General features: G+C 54.1%; 20 protein-coding genes, 1 tRNA gene and 1 pseudogene. 9 read left to right on the top strand and 13 right to left on the bottom strand.

The window, feature by feature from the left end; translation table 11 throughout:
* Position 1 precedes the first annotated feature (1 nt).
* A pseudogene (locus tag SHM7688_RS20235) lies at positions 2-319 on the bottom strand (AbiV family abortive infection protein); the annotation flags it as partial.
* A 1,064-nt stretch (positions 320-1,383) separates the two neighbouring features.
* Between SHM7688_RS20235 and SHM7688_RS12350 the strand changes: the two are divergent.
* From SHM7688_RS12350 to SHM7688_RS12340, 3 genes are all read left to right on the top strand, one after another.
* Entirely contained in the window at positions 1,384-2,229 is an 846-nt protein-coding gene (locus SHM7688_RS12350) for a hypothetical protein (protein WP_058240224.1), read from the top strand.
* Positions 2,230-2,305: 76 nt separating this feature from the next.
* A complete protein-coding gene (locus tag SHM7688_RS12345; protein WP_058240223.1) occupies positions 2,306-3,280 on the top strand; it encodes a hypothetical protein in 975 nt (324 codons plus the stop codon).
* 143 nt (positions 3,281-3,423) lie between these two features.
* Positions 3,424-4,221 carry an autoinducer binding domain-containing protein gene (locus tag SHM7688_RS12340; RefSeq protein WP_058240222.1) on the top strand — a complete coding sequence of 266 codons (798 nt, stop codon included), beginning with the start codon at positions 3,424-3,426 and terminating at the stop codon, positions 4,219-4,221.
* Positions 4,222-4,599: 378 nt separating this feature from the next.
* Here the strand turns inward: SHM7688_RS12340 and SHM7688_RS12335 are convergent, their stop codons facing one another.
* The 8 genes from SHM7688_RS12335 to SHM7688_RS12295 all read right to left on the bottom strand — a co-directional run bounded on the left by SHM7688_RS12335 (position 4,600) and on the right by SHM7688_RS12295 (position 11,487).
* Complete coding sequence (locus tag SHM7688_RS12335) at positions 4,600-5,382, bottom strand: hypothetical protein (protein WP_058240221.1); 783 nt, start codon at positions 5,380-5,382, stop codon at positions 4,600-4,602.
* A gap of 71 nt (positions 5,383-5,453) precedes the next feature.
* Complete coding sequence (locus SHM7688_RS12330) at positions 5,454-6,497, bottom strand: hypothetical protein (RefSeq protein WP_058240220.1); 1,044 nt, start codon at positions 6,495-6,497, stop codon at positions 5,454-5,456.
* Between the two features lie 5 nt (positions 6,498-6,502).
* A complete protein-coding gene (locus SHM7688_RS12325; protein ID WP_058240219.1) occupies positions 6,503-7,411 on the bottom strand; it encodes a hypothetical protein in 909 nt (302 codons plus the stop codon).
* A 427-nt stretch (positions 7,412-7,838) separates the two neighbouring features.
* Positions 7,839-8,381: a DUF4453 domain-containing protein gene (locus tag SHM7688_RS19450; RefSeq protein WP_083499036.1), complete on the bottom strand. Its 543-nt coding sequence runs from the start codon at positions 8,379-8,381 to the stop codon at positions 7,839-7,841.
* A 77-nt stretch (positions 8,382-8,458) separates the two neighbouring features.
* Positions 8,459-9,292: a hypothetical protein gene (locus SHM7688_RS12310; RefSeq protein WP_058240216.1), complete on the bottom strand. Its 834-nt coding sequence runs from the start codon at positions 9,290-9,292 to the stop codon at positions 8,459-8,461.
* The gene (locus tag SHM7688_RS12305; protein WP_058240215.1) at positions 9,289-9,756 is read right to left on the bottom strand and encodes a hypothetical protein; all 468 of its coding nucleotides are present in this window, start codon (positions 9,754-9,756) and stop codon (positions 9,289-9,291) included. Before SHM7688_RS12305 ends, SHM7688_RS12310 begins: the two co-directional genes overlap by 4 nt.
* A 33-nt stretch (positions 9,757-9,789) precedes the next feature.
* Positions 9,790-10,962: a TMEM43 family protein gene (locus SHM7688_RS12300; RefSeq protein WP_058240214.1), complete on the bottom strand. Its 1,173-nt coding sequence runs from the start codon at positions 10,960-10,962 to the stop codon at positions 9,790-9,792.
* A gap of 30 nt (positions 10,963-10,992) precedes the next feature.
* A complete protein-coding gene (locus SHM7688_RS12295; protein ID WP_058240213.1) occupies positions 10,993-11,487 on the bottom strand; it encodes a hypothetical protein in 495 nt (164 codons plus the stop codon).
* A 757-nt stretch (positions 11,488-12,244) separates the two neighbouring features.
* Between SHM7688_RS12295 and SHM7688_RS12290 the strand changes: the two genes are divergently transcribed.
* Positions 12,245-12,700 (top strand): hypothetical protein, encoded by a 456-nt coding sequence (locus tag SHM7688_RS12290; RefSeq protein ID WP_144432577.1) that lies wholly within the window; start codon positions 12,245-12,247, stop codon positions 12,698-12,700.
* A gap of 450 nt (positions 12,701-13,150) precedes the next feature.
* Positions 13,151-14,023, top strand: coding sequence for a pentapeptide repeat-containing protein (locus SHM7688_RS12285; RefSeq protein ID WP_058240211.1), 873 nt, complete (start codon positions 13,151-13,153; stop codon positions 14,021-14,023).
* Positions 14,024-14,997: 974 nt separating this feature from the next.
* Here SHM7688_RS12285 and SHM7688_RS12280 read toward each other — a convergent pair.
* Positions 14,998-15,321, bottom strand: coding sequence for a hypothetical protein (locus SHM7688_RS12280; RefSeq protein WP_058240210.1), 324 nt, complete (start codon positions 15,319-15,321; stop codon positions 14,998-15,000).
* A 1,265-nt stretch (positions 15,322-16,586) separates the two neighbouring features.
* On the opposite strand from SHM7688_RS12280, the gene SHM7688_RS12275 reads away from it, so the two are divergent.
* The 3 genes from SHM7688_RS12275 (at position 16,587) to SHM7688_RS12265 (ending at position 17,998) form a co-directional block, all read left to right on the top strand.
* Positions 16,587-16,988, top strand: a complete 402-nt coding sequence (locus SHM7688_RS12275; RefSeq protein WP_058240209.1) for a KilA-N domain-containing protein — start codon at positions 16,587-16,589, stop codon at positions 16,986-16,988.
* A 117-nt stretch (positions 16,989-17,105) separates the two neighbouring features.
* Positions 17,106-17,402 (top strand): hypothetical protein, encoded by a 297-nt coding sequence (locus SHM7688_RS12270; protein ID WP_144432576.1) that lies wholly within the window; start codon positions 17,106-17,108, stop codon positions 17,400-17,402.
* 368 nt (positions 17,403-17,770) lie between these two features.
* Positions 17,771-17,998: a helix-turn-helix domain-containing protein gene (locus SHM7688_RS12265; protein WP_058240207.1), complete on the top strand. Its 228-nt coding sequence runs from the start codon at positions 17,771-17,773 to the stop codon at positions 17,996-17,998.
* Between the two features lie 246 nt (positions 17,999-18,244).
* On the opposite strand, the gene SHM7688_RS12260 is transcribed toward SHM7688_RS12265, so the two are convergent.
* The 3 genes from SHM7688_RS12260 to SHM7688_RS12250 all read right to left on the bottom strand — a co-directional run bounded on the left by SHM7688_RS12260 (position 18,245) and on the right by SHM7688_RS12250 (position 19,465).
* Positions 18,245-18,331, bottom strand: a tRNA-Leu gene (locus SHM7688_RS12260).
* A gap of 69 nt (positions 18,332-18,400) precedes the next feature.
* A complete protein-coding gene (locus SHM7688_RS12255) occupies positions 18,401-18,955 on the bottom strand; it encodes a tetratricopeptide repeat protein (protein WP_058240206.1) in 555 nt (184 codons plus the stop codon).
* Between the two features lie 36 nt (positions 18,956-18,991).
* A complete protein-coding gene (locus SHM7688_RS12250; protein WP_058240205.1) occupies positions 18,992-19,465 on the bottom strand; it encodes an Lrp/AsnC family transcriptional regulator in 474 nt (157 codons plus the stop codon).
* Between the two features lie 104 nt (positions 19,466-19,569).
* Between SHM7688_RS12250 and SHM7688_RS12245 the strand changes: the two genes are divergently transcribed.
* A partial coding sequence (locus SHM7688_RS12245) for a proline dehydrogenase family protein (protein ID WP_199556621.1) occupies positions 19,570-20,298 on the top strand: 729 nt, incomplete at its 3' end.

The following is a 20,298-nucleotide window of genomic DNA, read 5'->3' as shown; positions in this document are numbered from 1 at the left end:
CTCACCCCGTGGGAGTATCACCAACGGTCAAAAGAGGACCAAAACCTGAACAGAGCTTACTGAAAACCGCGGACTCTAAGGGGAGCAGGTCAGTTCTTGCACCTTGCCTCACGAGTTCAGGGATAATCCAACCGGCATTCTTGGACCTATGATTACGATAGTCTCGCCAAGCCGCCTTCAAATCGTCAGGTTCACTCACAATGGCTAGGCGCTTGAGGATGATTGCCTTCCCTCGTTCTTCCATAGAAAGGATGGCCAATGCAGTCGCAGATGGGAATCTACCAGCCTCTAGCAGGAGCCTAGCATCCTCAAGCAAACGCCGAGCGTTCGCCTACGCGGCAGAAATGCCCTCGGAGATCTGTTCGGGCGTGAACCGCCCGGCTTATGAACTAAGGATTTTTCAAGCAATGCACCCGAAGAATATGAATGCGATAAGCAGAGGCAACTGAAGCTTGCATATACACAGAACGATCGCAAGGTCCACACGGGTCCCGCTCTAATATGTCTGGCGACTGGAACTACAGTGAAGGGCAGCTTCCCCGGTGCGCGTGCAGCATATGCCTCCCGCCCTAGAGCCATACCCCCGCGATTTTGCAAATGTCACTTCCCTGCTCATTGCTGACGATCGACGGCAACGCAGCGTAAGACCACCGGTCTGATGGCGCTTGAATGGCCGCTTAGGCCAGGACGAAGCACTAGGGTCGCTCCCGCAGAGAAGGTATGGTATCCGCCCAACCTTTTGCCGGGCCACTGAAGCACGTGCTGAACCAATGTCGTGTTTGGGCTGCGGGCGGTCTGGTGCGGGTGCAGCACTCAGGCATGACTTCAACGGCTGGTTGGGGATCGAAGCTGACCTTTGCAACGTTTTATGGAAACGTACGTTGGGGCGTTTGAAAGATTAGCAGCCAAGCATCCCCAACCAATCACAGAGCGCATTGCGAAGGCTGCATCCATATACCAGATGAAATTATGAGGGGCCGAAAGCTTCAAACAACAATGCAAACCTGAGCAAAACAAGAACAAGAAATCTGCAATAATGAATGGGAGAGGTTATTTTAGCTCCGGAAAGTACGAAGCGACAACGCCCCCGTAGACTATGCATTGCGTCAATAGCCCCGCAACTTTGCCCAACAACAAAGCATGCTCGTATCAGGGCATTCTCAGTTCGGGTGGTGATTTCACCATGTTTCGCGAATCCCAAGCATTTGCAATTTCCTGCAGCGCCAGCGCGGGCTCGCCGCGTTGCGTGAATTAACGCAATCGCGCCGTCATTCCTTATGCACTCCATGAGGAAAGGTGACGTGTTTGGTAACACAAACTTGCTTCCTGTCACTTGAGCTGGGGAAGCACGGGCTCTTTTGCGCGCTCGATTTGAGAGGAAACATGAAAAAACTCGTAATTCTATCCATTCTTCCATTGGTTGCAGCTTGTGGATCCAGCAATTCTTCCGGTAGCGCCTCCCCAAGCTCTGCAGGCTTTACCAGGGCCGCGACCGCGACGGGAACGGTTGTCACCAAAGATCCGGCCTTCGATAACCCACGCGCGACTTACCTGGCTGGCACCACCGACAGATCCTCCAACCAAATTCTTGTGGGTTTAGAGGATGGCGTCGACATCATTGACACCAATGGGGCCACTCAATTCAGCAGCACGAGAATAGTAAACCAAGGCAACGCTCAGACTGCCGCTGCAGGGTATAGCGTCACGCGTGACCTTGTGCGTGCCGGGCCTCAAGGCTTTGCTGAAACCTACCGTCTGTATGACCCAAACGATAATCTGATCGCCATTGAAACGGCAAGTTCGGGCGCATCGACAACTTCTGTTGTTGGCTCTGTTGGGTATTTTGGGCAGTGGAACGGTGAGGTAGATGGCAACGCCTACGAACAGGGTGCCGTGAATGTAGTGGTCAATAGTCAAACCGGTCAGGCGGACCTGGTCGCCTATTACCCAGATCAAAATGCCCGCCTGATCGATGAACAGGCCGGAGCCAACACGCTGACCTACAATGCTGCAACTCAGCAGGTTACCGGCGCTGTCACTTTTAACACCACAGGCGCAAATGCAACCTCGGCCACTGGCGAGACGGTCATGCACCTTTCAGGACCCGGCGCCAGTTTCAACAACGGCGTGAATGCGGCTCCGCAACTGCTGTCCGGCGTGGCGCATACGGACGGCGGCCAACCGTTTGAAGCTAACATTGGCTTCGTCGCTGGTCTGAATACCAACTAACTTGGTTCATACACCCAAGCTGAAGAGCGGGACCTCATCTGGTCCCGTTCATTGCAGGCAAACCCGATTTCTCGTCATGAAAAAACTTATCTTATGCGCAGCCCTTTGGGGACTGTCAGGTCCATCTTTTGCCGATGAGCGGCTGCGCACCTTTCATGCCTTTAAATTGGCACGTGCAGGCCATCCAATCTCGCTTTCACCGTCCGCGCTCGCACTCTATGGCCAGTTAGACACCAAACCCTCCGGCAGCATCCAGACGAATATCCTCCCCGTCTTCGGATATGATTCAAACCTAAACGGTGGCGTTCCGCACACACGGGTAGATATCAACGGAGTTACCTTCACCGTTCTTGAACAAGACCGCGCAGTCGCAGGATTTGAAGCTGGCTTGTCCGTCGGCGTCAGAGGGCAATACTTTCTTGCCAAAGGGCATCGCCTCTCTGGCGCAGTTGCGGCACGATATGAGCAGGCGATTTCCCATGATATTGCCAGTAGTGAACTCATTGCAAATGCTTGCTATCATTACGATTCACCAAAATGGACCTACGGTGAAGCCTGCCTGACGGCTGGGCAGTTCCGTACAGAGCTATCGGAAACAGAAAGCCGAAGTGCGCGTGTCACACTTGGTCGCGTTCTGGATACGGGGCGCTTTCCATCCGCGCTACAGATGGGCTTCTCTCGAAACGCAACAACCGACGCCGACTACGACCAAATCCTCGGAGCATACAAAACAAATACTCAAAACATGACTTTTGAGCTTGGCGCAGCCTCGACCCTTCGCTCAACCGGATTTGCACCAGACCACTCGATCTATACAGCAATCACGCGACCCATTTTCAAACGCCCTGTGACGGCAACATTACGGTATTCCGTTGCTGATGGAGGAACATTCCTTGGACTGAAGCGCCGCGAAGAACAGTCCGCAATCCAGCTTTCCTTGCCGGTTTCAAGATCAATATCTCTTAATGTAAGCTACGCAAACACCCGGTCAAATCTTGCGTACTTCCGTAAAAAAGAAATCACTGCCGGGTTCGTATGGCGAGACTTCTGACGTCAAGCACACCGCACTCATGACGCAGGGTCAACCTTTTGACCGCTGCTCTTACCCCCTAAAGAAATGACGAACTGTTCAGCGTTTAAAAAGTTCTTTTTGTTTTCGTCTGGATCGTAAAATAACAAGTGACAAGGACAACCATGCACGACTTGCTAGATTTCCTGGCAGACCTTGAGGCACAAATCACTCTAGAAGAAAAATTCAGCCTATTTGCCCGTTTCATGGCAGACGAATTTCAGTACGGTGCAGTCAACTATGGGATCTATTTGGACACGGGCTCACAGAGACAAATTGTCGACGGGTTTGTCGCCAAACGCCATGGGCTACCAGTCGAATGGCGCCTACACTATCAAAAGAAAGGGTTCGCTCAACGAGACCCTGCCCTCTTGTTTGCCGCGCGGTCAAATACGCCCCTCCTCCAAACACAGTTTTATAAAATGGCGTCCGAAGGTGACATGCCGCCAGCTTTTGCAGAGGTTGCCATCGCGGTGCAGGATTATGTCCAATCCGGCGTTGTGATACCTGTCCAAGCCAATGGTGTGCACGGTGTGATTGGGTTGTATGACCCCGATGGCGACAGCGGCAAGCACGACCTGCGTTATGGCAACAATCGGCGACACATCGAAACAATCTCAGTATTGTTTCACCGGATGTGTCGGTGGGATAACGAAGTGCGCGCGCAACGCCGCTTAAGCGATTTGAACCTTACCGTTTTAAATCTCAAGGCTCGTGGATTACGGGTAAAAGAGATCTTGCATAAAATTGAACGCAATAATCCTAAGACTGTCGACAACCACTTAATGCGTGTCCGCAAAGCACTGGGCGCAAAAACGGATTCAGAGGCAATTGCGAAGGCTTCATCGCTGGGCCTCCTGAGAGAGGCAAGACAGAGTGAAAAATCGCAAAGCTCACAATCAAGCGTCAATTTTTACTTATAGAGGGTCCTGCTTGTAAGCGCCGTTGGAGGCAGTTTCGCCATAATCGTGCCAGCGAGGTAGATACACTTATCCGCGCCAGAACAGCCTCTTTTTTCAGGCTCTAACGTGTCGTATGCGTGAGCATAAGCGGCCCTTCTCTGCTCCATTGCCACCCTCTGATTGCCGTTTCGATTGCCTGCACAGCACCTCCACGGCAGTGGCCCGCATACGACCACAACCGCCAGACAGTGTCTTAGTAACTTGCGTTAAATGGGGTTTTCCGTTGGGGAAGCAGGATTTGAACCTGCGGCCTTCAGGTTATGATCATGACATCTGAAATAGCAACGCTGTCTAACTCGCCATCGATCAGACAACTCGAGGCCCATGAGCAGGTCTCAGTTAATTGCCTTCGGAGTGCTCGGTTCCTTGGGTCCAGTTCGCAACCGCCTGAACATCCCACAACATATCCATGTACTGCTGCGCTTTTCCGTCCTTGGCGTAATACTCGATCTTGCGCGCATATGTCGGTCCGGCGTCGGATTGCACAAACTCCACAACCGTGTCGCGTTCCTGGCTCATCCAGCGTTCACATAGAATGGCTGCCGGGCTTACCTGCGAGCCCAAAAAGCTCTGAGTTTCTTCTAAAGCAAAATCAGGCAGATCTGCGGGCGCTAGTACCATCGCCTCCTCCGTCATCAGCAGGCATAGATCTAGTTCGTCCTCAGAGGCATCGAAGGTGCCAAATGTTGGTGTCGTGCCTGAAAGAACAGAGAGCTTGTCCTGCAAAAAATCCGAAGAAGAGATCGCGACGGCAGCCTCTTCGAAAAAACTCGCCTGACCAATCATCAACACGCGGTCCTTATCTGGCTGAGCATCGAACACGACGATCAGCATCTCATGGTCTTTCTGATAGCGCATGTTCCACATTTGGCGCTTATCTTGCCCGGAAAAGAAAAACTCTTCCTTCCAAATCGCGCAGCCGGTTTCATCAACTTTGCCATCATCGGGATCCATGATGGCTAAACGTTCACACTGATAGCCCTGCGCTTCAAAGGCTGAGCGAATTTGTTTGACGGATTGGGTGAAATTTGCGGTGCTGATAGTTGCCAGATCTGTGGCGAAGGCCGATCCATATGACACAGTAACTGCGACGGTTGCCGCAAGAGCTCGATGAAAGATCATCCCGTAATTCCTTAAGGTTGGATGGAAAAAGCCCTGTCACGGGGCCGCCCGTGGCAAAGGTACATTTCAGATCATTTAGACACGTCGTTCAGATCTACGGGGACGCAGATGCCGGACTGCTGGCCCTGTTCACTGTGGGACACATCAAGTTTGAGCGTTTCGTAAGACAGTGATAGGGTCAGCTTGGCATTCAAGCGCATGATCTGTGCCGACCCGGTATCGGTGGTGGTCTGGGGCCCCGATCCTTCGGGGAGGGTCAGGCGCAACTGCTCGTTTTCGATTGCAACTGATCCATTGTCGGCACGCACCATGACAAACCGAAAGCCCCCAGCCTGACAGGCAAGCGCCTGTGGGCGGGTGGGCTCTGGCGCGGCGTCGGAGCCTTCTGAGAGTTGCGTCAGACGCACAAAGCCGGAACTGCACACAGCGCCAATCGCATCCGGTGCGTTCAGGTCGCACTCAAACCCATAGGACTGAAAACGCACCCCCTGCCACCCATCGACCGGCGCACCACAGACGCGCACCTTTTGATCAATCGGTACGACCTCTGTGGTGATCTGATCTGGCCTCAGGTGGATTGGGCTGACCTCTTTGTCATCCATCCACTCCGCAGGACGCAGGGCATGGATCGCCCCACAACCTGATGCAACCTTAGGCACAGATATGACCGGAGAGACACGGCCCATACTGCGCGCGATTAGATCCAGTTTCTGGAATTGATCAACGATCGTGTCCGGATTGCACGCCTCTTCGTTTGAGGGCAGGAAGTCATGCGCCAACCCCAGCGCCACCGAGGCAAACTCCAGATCCCGATCTACGCCCACAGTGAAAACCCGCTTGCCTTCATAAAAACGGATATAGCTGAAATGATCTTCGGATTGTGCAATGCCGCTGGAAAGATAAGGCATGAAACGAACGGGCATGGAGATGTCATAGACAGGCTTGGACAGGTCTGGCCCGCCAAGGAACTGAACCGTTTCATCGCGCAGGCAAACCTGAACGCGAGACGCGTTTTCAGTATCGCAATAGAAGATTTGCGTGTCGTGAGATCCGCAGTCGGCAAATGCCGGCACGGCGTAGATTGTCAAAGCCGCGGCACATGCAACGTGTTTCATCTGTGTCACTCTCCAAAACCGGCAATGTTGCTTTGTTTGACCCATGCGCTGGAACAGTTGCCCCAATAGGCCATGTTGGGCGGCCAATCATCGGATGCCATGGCACAGGCAACCAAACGCGCCTCATAGTCCTGTTCGGACAGGTAGCCCCCTTTGCCGTCGCCCTTATCGGGATCGATCCAGATGATGCCTGCATAGCCAGCTTCGTTGACACACTCGAACGCAGAGCCGAGATCGGATGGAAACGCATAGCCAAGGATGGCAGCACCTTCTGATGGCGCTGCATACAGCGCGATCTGCCCATTTTCGGTGCCTTCGTTGCTAAGAACACCAGCCACCTCACGGCAGTCATAGCTGCCATAGGGCGTTGCCCCGACGATCGGGGTGCTGGGCTGGTAGAAGGCAGCGCTGTCGACGCTTGGGCCAGTGCGCATCGCATTCATCGATACGCGGCGCAACGCCAGCAGGCTTTCAAGCTCCGCACTGAGGGCGGGCTGCATGCAGGTGAGGGTGCGGTTCGGCGCGGTGCCACGTCCAAACAGATCCAGCCAGATCTCTGCGTCCGCAGTATCGATGCTGCCGATTGGGGTTTTCACACTCAAAACAGCCCGGCCACCTTCATGCAGAAAGGAAAACTCATATGTGTCCCAGGGAAAACCACCCGTGCCGGGCATCATGCCAAAGGGCACATCCGCCGCCAGCTGATAGATCGGACCATCCGAAATCTGAGGCGTCACATGAAGCTCCAGCACAGGGCTTTCTGTTTCAGGATGCGCGCTGACGCAGACTTTGATTTCATCCGCGTCTTCGGTGAGGCATAGTACCTGTGTCGCCAAAATGTCGTCGCAAAAGGCTTGAACCACACCGGCGGAGCACAGCAGACTGGCCCCGAATACTGTCAGAAACGATCGCACGTTTAATCTTCCTTTGAGCTTGGGGCATAAATGGCCGCTTCGTTGAGCTCCGCCAGCGACCCGTTCACTGAACCAGTTGCGCAGGTGTAAGACGTAGAGCCTCCACCGTCCCAGATCAGGTTCAAGCCTGCTATCTGCCCAGACAGGTACACTTCATAGCTCCCCCCCACACTGATGAGTGTCGATGACGCCCAGTCGCTTGAAGTAAGGCCTGTCACGTCCCCCAAGGGAACGACGACTTCAGCGGGGCCGCCCGGCGCTTTGTCATACGCCAAACGGGCCTGCTGCGGGGTCCAGCACAGTGCAAGCTGTCCCCCGTTAGACAAAGTGCAAGACAGGGCTGGGGTTTCAGGAGGCAGGCAGTCCGCGTGAGCAATGACAGGCACCAGTGCCAAGACACACAACAGCGATGAACGCATAGCTCGGGTCATCCAGCAAACACCTCGCATGTATTGGGGGTGATTGACCCTTCGGGCACCCAGCCCGCGCCGCTGTCTGTCTCGACAAATTCAAACCCGCCCCATGGCTCGAACCGGAAATGCACCGTCTCGCCACTTGCGATGATGCCTGTCGGATAGCTGTCACGCATGCCAATGCCGCTGGTCATGGTGACAGGGGCACCGGTGTATCCAACACAGGAGGATTCAAATTCTGAAAGCGTCGGCAACAGATCGACGTCCTCCAGCTTGCCGATCAAGGATGCGGCCAAGCGGCGGTCTTTCGTGTTAATCTTGCAGCTGTAGCGGGCTTCCAGTTTTTTATGCGCGCTGACCATGCGTTGATCCCAGTCCGTCAGGCGGGGAGATTTCGTCGAGCAGTCTGCGCTAAATACCGATTTGCCTAAGCTGGAGCCAAAGCAATACCCTGCCCTGTCAAAGGCCAAGTTCCGCAAGTACCACGCATCCTCGCATAGGGCGCTGGCCGTGCCGGCTGTGCAGATCAGTGCTGCGGTTAAGAAAAACGTTCTCATCTATCATCTCCATAGGCAGCGGTGCGGTGGCTCTGTGACCAAAGCACAGTAAAGCGGCGCGCGCGCCTGTTTGTGCTTTATTGAATTTGCTGCAGATGGGCGCGATCGACCCATCCCGTAGCGCAGGGGCCTGTGTAGGGTTTCCCCAGATCTTCGGGACGCAAGAAACATCCCGTCAGCCCGTTGGTTGGGATCGCAACAGCCATGAAATCACCTGCGCGATCAAGGATATCAATGGTTTCGCCAGGCTGCAGCATCCACCAGACAGGTGTCGCGGCCGATGGGCGCGATGACGCATAGACAGGCACACCTTCTGGGGTGGTACCCCCATCAGTCACCCGTGCCCTTCCCACCGTGTCTACGCGGGGGGTGATGTCATCTTGCGAAAAGAATGTGCCAATAGGACCGCGGGCGCTCTGGGCCCACCACAGCCCCTCTGGCGCGGCGTAAATCGTATCAGAGGCACACAGGGTTTGATCCACACTGGCCCGCCAGTGTGGGGATTGCAGCCACATGTTGAAATCGCCCGTATCAGCAACGGTTTCATTCCTATCATCCCACGGCAGGTCAACATGCAGGGTCACCGGTTCGGCCAAATCTATGCTCCAGAACCCGATTTCCACCTGCGCTTGTTCGTCTTCGGCCCAGCGAAACCAGGTGGTATTGGCATCCGCGATCAAGGGGGTATCGTAATACATCTCACCAGAGGACAACGCATGGCGTGTCAGCGCATAATGCTGATCTTGCGCACAAACTGTGATCTGTTCGCGGACATCGGCATTGTCTGTTGCGCATTGGAACACCACGTCGCCACCACAAACGGATTGCGCCATGACGGCGCTGCCCCAAACGGTCAGCGCCAACGCAGCAGTCGCAGAGAACGTGAAGCGGTGTTTTGGAACACCCGTCATTGCGCCGCTTCGATCAGTTCGATGAGGGAGGTCAGGTCGCTGGTTACGCTGCCCTCATCACAAGGAATATCGGCAATCAATGCGCCATCTTTCAGCACATTGATCCCGCCCATTTCCGTCGCGCCTGCCGCGCGTTCGGTGCCCCACCAAACCTCATAAGCGTAGCCGCCGCCACCATCAAAGGTCACAGATTCATTCATGAAGTTGCCCATGCCGTTCCATGGCATCGCGGTGAGTGTGGCCATGTCCTGCAGGATCTCTTTTTCAACGGTTCCGTTGGATTTGAAGAACCCATAGGCAGCCTTTGCACCATCGGCCCAAACGGCATTGCACAGCTCGATACCGCGCGTGCCTCCCTTCAACGTGCAAGAGAACATCTCAGTTCCGTCCAGTTCGCAGAATTGTCCGGCCTGCAACGCCCCGGCGCTGAATATAATCGCAATCGAAAGGCAAATCTGTTTCATTTTATGTCACACTCCAATGTCCATTTTATCTATTCAGGTTTGTTCGGCCGTACCCGGCGCCGACTTTCGCAGCCAATAGGCGCTCGCCGCGCCGCCAGCCAAAGCGACTGCAATGATGAAAAGCGCCAGAAGTGGACGGAAGTAGAACCAGGCAATCGCCATTGTTGCGCCGCCAACAACCAGCGTGAGGGCGAGACTGATCAACGAGGTGACAGAGGCTGTGATCCAGCCCAGAAACGGCAAAATGCCGGCAATCACATCCACCACGCCAAACAGCGCCTTAAAACCCAAGAACAACAAAATCGTTAGGCCAAGGCGCAACATCCACGTTTTGAACGTATTATTGGACACAGCGGTCTGGAACATTTCATCCGCAGTCCTCATGCCCTCTTCGACCAGATAGATCTTGCGCCCATTTTCTGAAGTATAGGGCACCAGCTTATCGTAGTGCTGGACACCGACAACGCTTGCCTCTTGGATGTCAGAGGCGTGATAGCTTACCCGGATATCCCCTAGCTGAGGAGAAACGACGTCTGCACCAAAAACCACTTGCCCCGCCACCAGTTTGGCTGGTTGCTCCAACGACAAGGCGCGCGCGACCTCCTCTACTTGATGTGCGTTCAACAGCATGGGTACCGCACCGCCGATATCTGAAATCTCATCATCGACGCGAAAGGCACCAATTCTGCCTTCTGGCTGTCGGATCACTGTTGATGTAACTGGCATAGGCGGGTTCATGTGCCCCTCAGGAACCCGAAACTCCGCACCGCTTGCAGGCGTATCCGTCCAATCCTGACGATAGGTGTATTGCGTGGTCTTCTCTTGACCACCGCCTAATTGTGTTTTTGTCTTGGTTTGCTTGTCCTCGATCCATGCAAATTGTTCCACCTTGCGTTCAAGGCGCACAGTTTGTGCTGGCGCAACAACCCCAAGCGCCGCATCAGCCAGCGGTGCCGCCAGAGCAAGCGAGCCATTTATGTGCAGAAGTTGACCTTCGTTCTGCGGATCTACGACCGTGTGATCTACTGAGACAACCCGATTGGCACCTTCGGCCAACGCCCGTGCTGTACGTACGGCATTGCCCTCGTTCCAAAACAAAAAATAGACTGCAATACCAATAAAGCTGATCCCAAGCCCGATGCCTTTGATGGCGTTTTTCAACCTAGTAAAAAGGCCAACTTGGGTTGTTTCTGTAAACTGAGACACGATTTAGGCCTTCGATTTCTTAATCCAAATTTATTTAGCTTTGCCAAATCCCAAGGCGCTTATGATCTCGGATATATCTGCCATACTGGGCCCAGCAGCGATTGGCGCATCAGGTGCCCCGAGCCAATCGTTGATTTTCTGCGCCGTCAGGAGATGTCGCTTGCTTGTGGTATAGCCATGGGACAACGCAACGCGATACCGGTTCTGGGTTGCGCCCGTCACTACGCACAGCCGGTAGGTGTAGCTGGCGTGCAGCCGGTTGTTGCTGCGCTCATTCCGTTTCAGATCCACATCGGCCTGCCTGACATCGTCGAGCGGGATGGTTTCTTCGCAGGTTCCGTGCAGCATGGTCTTGCGCACTGTCAGCAGGTTACTGGGGCGATCAAACACCACCTCTGTCTTGTGATAGACCAACCACAAGATCCCCCCACCTACGATCACGCCTCCAGCAGCGACACCCCAGCCGACAGTGTAGCCTGTAAAGGCGGCAAACAGGCTGATGCCAAAGATAATAATAAGGATCATGCACAGTACGGTCGAAATAACGCGCGTTGTGCCTTTCAAGATCAAGCAATCTGGCTTATTTAGGCTGATTTTCATATGGCAAGGCTCAGATATTCAATAATGTCTGTAATATGGGTGCCTGCTGCTCGGTCTGGGGCAAGCCGAAGCCAGGTGATTAAGTCACACGTTCAAAATAGTGCTTTGTGCGCAGATAACGCCCGACGGATGCATACGAGGTAAAGAAATCGCACCTGCTGGCGCATAAATTGCGCAGCAAAGCATGGGTTACAGAAGCGGAGTCTTATTTCTTGTTGTGCTTGCTGTATTCCGGGTTCCGCGGCCAACGGTTGCACCCCGTTCTTGGGTGCCAGCAGCGGATGCAGGCGCACTTTGCTTTTGGGTGCCTTTGGCTCCCTCAGCAGAGACAGGCGCGGATAGCGCTAGCGCGATGGCTGCAAAAATGGTCGTGAATTTCATAGTCGTTTGCCCGTTTGTTGTTCTGAGAAGCATAGATAGCAACTGAGCCCAGTGACAAACACTTGGATATTTCTCCATATTGCGGTCTGAGCAAGACCTATGCTTGCATGCAGTAGCGCGGGATTTTACGGGCAGTTCCTGTTAGGTGGTCTGTAGCGTGGTACTTTTGAACTCTTACGTGGTGACGGCCTCCTTCATAATTGAATGCCACAAGAGCTCCATTTAAGATATTGAATTATAAACCTAATATTTCACCTACAGGCATACCCAAGACAAAACGATGTTCGCCCCAGCTAACGTTATGATCCAGATCACCAGAGCCCCAGCATTAGACGCAAGGTACAAAGTCTTTGCCGGCTGCATGGAGGCTGAGTATGGCTATTACGGCGTGAGCCATGGCCAATTTCTAGATACGCGGCCCGTACGCGCAATCCACAACAACCATCGGTCCAAGCGCAAGGGCCTGCCCGATGAATGGTACATCTATCAACTCGAAGACTATGCGTTAGATGACTACGGTATGTTGATGGGGCCCCTCACGACCAAGCCGATCCGGCAATCCAATTTCTATCGCTTGCTTGATGAAGACGAACTGCCCTCAAATTTTGCAAAGGCAGTTGGCGAGGTACGTAATTTTGTGTCTTCGGGTGTCGTTTTTTCCGCAGAAGACCACTGGCATTCAAGGGATTTTCGGCCTTTTTTCCGCTCGTTGACATCGCGACACATGAGGCCCGCTTTGGACGCGAGCGAACTATGATCCAAGCTCTGCCAAATCGCTTACATCTGCGCGGTCAGGTCCGAAGAGGCTGTCAACCAGGTGGCGTTGAGCGAAATGGACCGGCAAGTGCTGTAACTGCAAGCGAAGGGGCTACGATTCACGAAAACCCCGCACATAACCGGACTCGACAACCCCAAGACAGTCGAGAACCACATGCTGAGCCTACGTATGAAGCTGGCAACCCGTAACTATATGGAAACTGTTCAACGCGCCGCAAGACTTGGGTTGCGCACAGACGACGGTCTGGATGTTGGTGAAACCCTGCCTGCATTAATCAGTTCCTTGGCTCCTCAGTCTCTCAGGTAGCGTCTTCACCTTTGAGGTTGGCTATGACTGCCGGTTGGCCACCGTTGGCCGAAATTGAGAGAGCCCGAGTGATATGAATGTCGGCTCCGGTTCGATGGGGTACATAGGTTTCAGGATAACAAAATGATCAAAGTAGACATCATAAATCGACACTCAGGCCTCACCCGAGTTACAATGGAAATCGACTGCAATGGCGATGCTAGTCACGCTACCCAATTAGGTCGTGCCGTCAAAATGGCTTTGGAAGCAGGAGTCGACTTAAGCGGTACAAATTTGTCTGGGGCAAATCTGTCAGGCATGGATCTATCTGAGGCAGACCTCTCCCGCGTAGATCTATACGCAGCAGATCTATCTAATGCCATCTTGTCTCACACAAATTTATCCGACGCGACCCTGATCGAGACTGATCTTGCCGAGGCCGACCTGTCGAACGCCTGCTTGTCTGAGGTCGACCTTTCCAAAGCAAACCTTCAATGGGCCAACCTCACCGGTGCGCTCCTCATGGAGGCCGATCTCAGCTGGGCTGATCTGTTCAAAGCCAATCTCACCGAGGCAGACCTCTCTGATGCGAGGCTTAGCAACGCTGACCTATACTGCGCCGACTTGACACAAGCCGATTTAACTGACGCCGACATGACTGCAATCAGGCTGAATAGGGCCAATTTAACCAAGGCTAACCTGACCGATGCCGCGCTGACTGAAGCGCGAATTATTGAGGCAAACTTCTCTGGCGCTACTCTTCATGGGACCAAGCTCACCAGTGTCTCAGGGATCAATGATTGGATCAAATGTATCCAGATTGAAGATTGGCCGATCACCTACACAACTGATATTTTGGAGATCGGATGCGAGCGCCACCCAATCGCGGAGTGGGCAGATTTTGATGATAAGCGGATCGCCACAATGGATGGGAAGAAGGCGCTCAAGTTTTGGCGAAAATATAAAAATTGGATTTTCCAGACCATTGAACTCTGTCCAGCAAAACCAACTAGGTAAACGGCATTATCAATGGCCGACATCCTGCCTAACTCTCTTCAATTTTCGGTCATTCTTGATGGAATATAGCTGGTCAAGCTGTGAAATGACGGGCATTTCATCTGCGACTGCGGCACTTGAGCCGCCCCCTGTTTACAGGAGAAGCGCGAGAGTATCCTGGTCGAGACGGGGAAACGGTTACAACGTACCGATCAACTTGCATAACTCCCATAGCGCAGCCAGCCCAGCATTTTGAGAAAAGCCCGAAAAGTCCAAAGACGGGCGATCCAAGGTTAGGTGATAGAGTACCAAACCCAACAAATCTCCGAAGTTTAGAGGAAAATTAGAGTGAAGGCCAAGCTCTATAACTGATGGTGTGCAACTTCCGCTTTGGGCTGATATCCGTCTCTGAAAGCTACGAAACCAAATTCCGTTTTGCCTGAAAAATGGACACTCGTCTTACTTGCAACCATGCAACCGAGGCTAAAGTCCGGTCTGACAAACCTCGCCGCAACAACCCCATTTTTCAGTAGATTTGCGCCGCTTCTTACGCGGCACCTGGTGTTGCCTTGCTCGATCAGAAACACTCGTCATCTGACTTTTCCCAAAAGATCCGACAGAGGGGTGTTTGTGGATCTACCAACACCCTTCCCCTTTCCCTGCATTTTTCATTGAAACTCATCATCGCGGACGAAAGCACTGCGTGTCTCGTAACCCGGTGTGATGAAGTGTTGGCAGCGATAATAACGGTTATCCTGTCGGTGCACGCATTAGGCCGTTTGCTTTTGCGAGCATTGCAGTCATTTCATCATCAGTAGGTAACCTCCTTACCGGCAGCCGTTGAGGCTCTTGGAGAGCGCCGTTGAGGGCGGTCTTTGGCTGCACCGGACTTGGTGGCGAGCGCGTCGGCGCAGGAGCAACAGTTGGGGCGCCTGTGGCGCTCGCCGGGACCACATTGTTCAACCGCGACGGCTGGATCTGCGGTGTTTGGGCGCTTATGTTTGCCCTATGGTCGTATTGGGGGCGTTCCGATCATTCTGGGGTTCATCCGAACCAGATGTTTTAGTCAGCTTGAATTGCGAATAATCCTTGCTGCAAAGGGCTTCGATAGCTTTCGCATCCTCTTTATTCATGCTGTCCGGCACTGACTTGGCGCGAGCGGCTGCCACGAGCTTACTCGACCGGCTGCGCAATCCTTCGGCCTCATCCTTTGGGACATACACAGTCACTTCCTGCAGACCATATTCGGCCATCCGCTGACGCTGTGTGCGCTTGGTTTGTCCAGCCTTGTCCCTCTGGATTTTTCTGCGTGGTGCCATGATCGGTTTTTCCTTGTTTGACTGGCTGCTTCAATGCGTTGCCATTCGTGCATGCACTCGTGTCTGCATCTGTGCTGTCAACGGTGCTGGGGATGGTGCGCGCGTAGGTGCGTGGGGTCGTGTCGGTACGTTAGCATGCGCCACGCAAAAAAGCACACTTCATCTCAATTTGAGGGAGAAGCTCGCAAAAATGAACATCAGTAAATTGCAACATTTCTCTCACCTCGCGGTCAAAAATCATCGACCGAAAAGTTTGGGGACTGCAGGCGGCGCATCATCACTGAGAGCAACATAGAAAAACCGAGTGCTTGAAAACGCTCGATAGAAGCACCGAACCAGCACCACCTAGACCAAGCTTTTTTCTGCAAAATTGCTCGCTCCAGCGCGTCGGGGGGCTATCCAATACCTCCCCTACTACGCGCGGGGTCGATGGGGGGGGATGGGTCTCGTTTTACGCACCCCCGGGGTGGGGTCTTACTACCCCTGCCCTTTGCGTCCCCTGTCATCGCCTCGCAAAGGTAGAGAGCGGGTGATGATTGCGCCTAGCGCCTAAATCCCCTTGAGACTGAAGAGATCCCACAGTGACCGCGCTGCGGCGGATGTTATCCAGTCCTATCGGCAATCTCCCACTCTAAGGTGGTAGTTCATGGGGGTCTGCGCAGTATGCGGCGATTCCTCGCCAGAAGTGGATGACAACACGCTCTGCCTTCCTCAAGCGGCACCCTATCGCATCCCTCGCTGGATTGGCTCGGGTGTATGAAAGCAGAGGATGGCCTGTTGCGGCTCCCGCAGGCCAGCCTGACGCCCCCAAAAGTGTTACATCGCCTTCCTTAGCATCACGCCGCGTTCAGCTGATCTGGCCTCGGTCGCGTGGATTGCAAATACAGACCATGATCGCAGCCCCAGAGGCCACAGCGGATCACCTGGCCGAAGAGCAGCGGATAGCGGCCCGATGTGTGGCCTGCGGAAAAGTACCTGATGAAGATGCAGGTTAAACACGGCCCGCGGCTCAGTCCCCATAGCAGGCGAGTGCCACCCGGGCAATGATGGCCTTGAACCGCATACGTGTTTAGATGGTTGCCGGACGAAAGCTCTGTGTTAGTCGCCGCTGACACGCTGCTGTCTCCCCTCTGCTAGAGACAAGCGGCATTGTAGCTCACATCGCCCCTGAGATGAGACGCAAGCTGATTGTACGGCCCTCCGAGCCAGACGAGGAAAGCCGCCCCTGAATAGCCCTCAAATCTTGACGCAACTCTCTGTGTCCGATGTGGACAAGCACATCAAAGCTGCCTGTCATTGCTGGCATTGAAATCACCACAGACGATCAAGGGCGTTTCAATATGAATGCCCTGCACCGTGCCAGCGGAAGGCAGGACAAGGATGCACCTTCAAAATGGTTGCGGAGCGCAAAGACTAAAAGTCTGATTGCAGAGATTGAATCTCAAACTGGACAGATTTGTACCGTTTCCACAGAGGGTCGCAACGGCGGCACCTTTGCGCACGAAATCCTTGCGGTTGAATATGCTGGCTGGGTCAGTCCTGATTTCCGCATCCAAGTCAATCAAGCCTTTATCGACAACCGCACTGTTAAGGTGGATCGGTCGCAGGCCGCCCCTCTGCCCCTCGCCGTAGACATCACAATACCAAATAAGCCCAAATACGGATAAAGCATAATAAAATAAATAACTTAGATAAATTTCACCCCTTGAAAACTAAGTAACCATTGGTTACGTATTTTTGAGCAAGTGCTGACAACTCAGCCTGCGTAACCCATGGAGACAAAAATGACCGACCTACAAATCACGCACCCCGCGACACCTTGGGCCTTCCTGACAGTTTTTCACCGCCCCGCAGGGGACCATGAGGAAGGCGAAACAAGCGTCTGGGCCTTTGGGGACATGGCCGCGACCCATGAAGCCGAGCGCATAATCGAAAGCATTTCTGGAGTTGATTTCACACGGCGCCGTAGTGCCGAGATCTCCCCTATCGAAGTCGAAAACCTCTGGACCGCATGCGGAACAGCGGCCAACGACACCGGCGAGCTGCTTTCCGCTCTATCGGCCCGTGGCGAGGTAGCCTGAATTGACCCAACGGGAAGTAGACAGCGCATTTCACAGCATGGAATTGACCCTGTGGATCATGCAAGCCCTCGCCTTGATCCTTGCGACACTGGGTTTGGCCGGAGGTGCCCTGCTCCTGATCTGAAATACCTGCCCGAGCCATCGGATCAGATTGGCTCGGGCCACTCCAACAACTCGCAAATGGCCAGAGGTTTGGAAGCCTGACGTCGCTTATTCATGCTTGGATTGGTGAAAGCAGCTTCAAGGAGGCTCACGGCCCTTGGCGTCGATACATCTGACCAATGATGCGAGAAAAATTGCCAACCTAAGTTGCCGGCGCTCATCCGTCTGTGCAAATACATGAGCGCGACCACTCAGGGGATCAATTAATGGCCAAGGCAATGACAACCGACGAACTGCGAGATGCGCTCGACCGTCTGGGCATCACTGCCGAGAAGCTGGCCGAGATCATCGGAACGTCACCCGTGACAGTGCGGCGATGGCTGATGGACCCTGACAAGCCGACGCACCGGCAGGTTCCACCCACCGCAGCGAAGGTGATCGGCTGGATTATAGAAGGCGGGCGCCCGAAGGAATGGCCACCGGCGCCGAAGTGATCCGGACTGCCTGACCGAAGGCGCGCGAGATCCGCAAATGTATTGACTGAGCCATCTCGAATCTAGTGGGCTGGACGCTTGTCGTGGGTTGATGCTGCCCCGCCATGAGAATGATCAAAATCCTTATGTCACCGTCTGGCCCACCCTCGAGACGCCGAAGCAATGCAAATGAGGGGCTAATTGAGGGGTAAAATTCCACCACAAGAGCCAAAATCTCTTATTTTTAAAGTGAAATTCGCTGAATTTTGGTACCCGCGGCCGGACTCGAACCGGCACGGCCTATACGGCCTAGAGATTTTAAGTCTCCTGTGTCTACCATTCCACCACGCGGGCAACCTACACGCTGACTTTAGTCAGCGGCGCGACAATAGCTGTTCCGTGTCTGGTGTAAAGTGACGAAGATTAAAGCTCTTCACCTGGTGCGGATTTCGGCGCGGCCGATTTGTACAAACTGCGCTCCGGCAACCAGGGATTGAGCTCCAGAGCGGCTGCCAGTGCATCCTGCGCTGCGGCCTCACGCCCCAACCCAATCAAGGTCAACGCCAGACCGGAATGCGCCCCAACATGACGCGGCGAAAGTTCCAAGGCGCGTTGAAGATCTGGCAAAGCCGCCTCAAAATCCTGCGCAAGGAAATTCACAAAAGCACGTTGATTGTAGCCTTCGGCGTAGTCCGGGCAATAGGCCACAAGCGCATCAAAATCCTTCTGCGCCCCAAGCAAATCCCAGCCGGCCCGCTTGCGCATACCCCGGTTCAAAATTTCCTGCGCTGCATCGTCAGGCGCATCGGTCCAATAGCCCCACATGTCATTTGAAATGATCTGTGCCGTGGCAGGATCCGGCGCGCGTTGAATGCGGTCAAACAAATGGTCAAGCGCCTCGGAGTGATCCGGCGGTTGTGGACAGCTGGAGGCCGCGGCCGATCCAGCACTCAGAAGAAGGGCAAACAGGATACGCATACCGCAGGCTGGCACGACCCTGCGCAGATCACCAAGTCACATCTCTGCGAGGCCGGTCTCCTTGACCGCTTCCATCGCCACATAAGTGGAGGTGCTCGCCACATAGGGCAGCGCGGAAATCTTCTCTCCCAGAACATGGCGGTATGCCGACATGCTGGTGGTGCGAACCTTCAGCAAATAGTCAAAGTGACTGGCAATCATATGCGCCTGCTCAATTTCCGGCACCTGTGCAACAGCGGCGTTGAAAGCGCGCAATGCTTTCTCACGGGTTTCAGAGAGTTTCACCTCCACAAAGGCCACATGATCCATGCCCAAACGGATCGGATCCAGCAAGGCGCGATACCCCATGATCACCCCTTCCCGCTCCATCCGGCGCAACCGCGCCTGTGTTGGGGTTTTGGACAGGCCAATTTCCTGCGCCAGATCCGTCATGGAAATGCGCCCGTCTCTGGCCAGCACCTCCAGAATCGCGCGATCAAAGGCATCCAGCTGAATTTTGTCACTTTGCATATCAAAACACCCCAATTTACATCAAAACGCATAATCAAATCCCTTAATTCAGTCAATTAGACCAAATCAAACGAGATATATTAACAAAAAACCTGGAGAGAAAAATGACAAACGCGCGCGGTCTGATCGACACCACAACCTATTGCAACGAAGAGACCCTGCTGGAGCAGTTGATCCAAAGTGCCGATCTGAGTGAACAAGACCGCAAGATGATTGGCGCATCCGGCGCAGAGCTGGTCACGAAAATCCGCTCCGAAACAAAGCCCGGCATGATGGAAGTCTTTCTTGCCGAATATGGCCTCTCCACCAACGAGGGTGTCGCGCTCATGTGTCTGGCAGAGGCGCTGTTGCGGGTCCCAGATGCCGAAACCATCGACGCGCTGATCGAAGATAAGGTCGCCCCCTCAGATTGGGGCAAACACCTTGGTCAATCCTCTTCTTCTCTTGTGAACGCCTCAACATGGGCCTTGATGCTCACCGGCAAAGTGATGGATGAAAGCAATGCCGGCCTGATCGGCACGCTGCGCGGCGCCGTCAAGCGCCTCGGTGAGCCCGTGATCCGCACCGCAGTTGGGCGCGCCATGAAAGAAATGGGCCGCCAGTTCGTGCTCGGAGAAACCATCACCTCCGCCATGAAACGCGCCTCAGATATGGAGGAAAAGGGCTACACCTACTCCTACGACATGCTGGGCGAAGCGGCCAAAACAGATGCCGACGCAATGCGCTACCATCTGGCCTATTCGCGGGCCATCACCGCCATTGCCACCGCCTGCACCCACGAAGACATCCGCGCCAACCCCGGCATCTCTGTGAAACTCTCCGCGCTGCACCCG

Origin of the sequence: Shimia marina, assembly GCF_001458175.1 — a bacterium.
Classification (GTDB): domain Bacteria; phylum Pseudomonadota; class Alphaproteobacteria; order Rhodobacterales; family Rhodobacteraceae; genus Shimia; species Shimia marina.
Note: the sequence above shows the minus strand (reverse complement) of the source record. Positions and strands in the feature narration are given on the sequence as shown.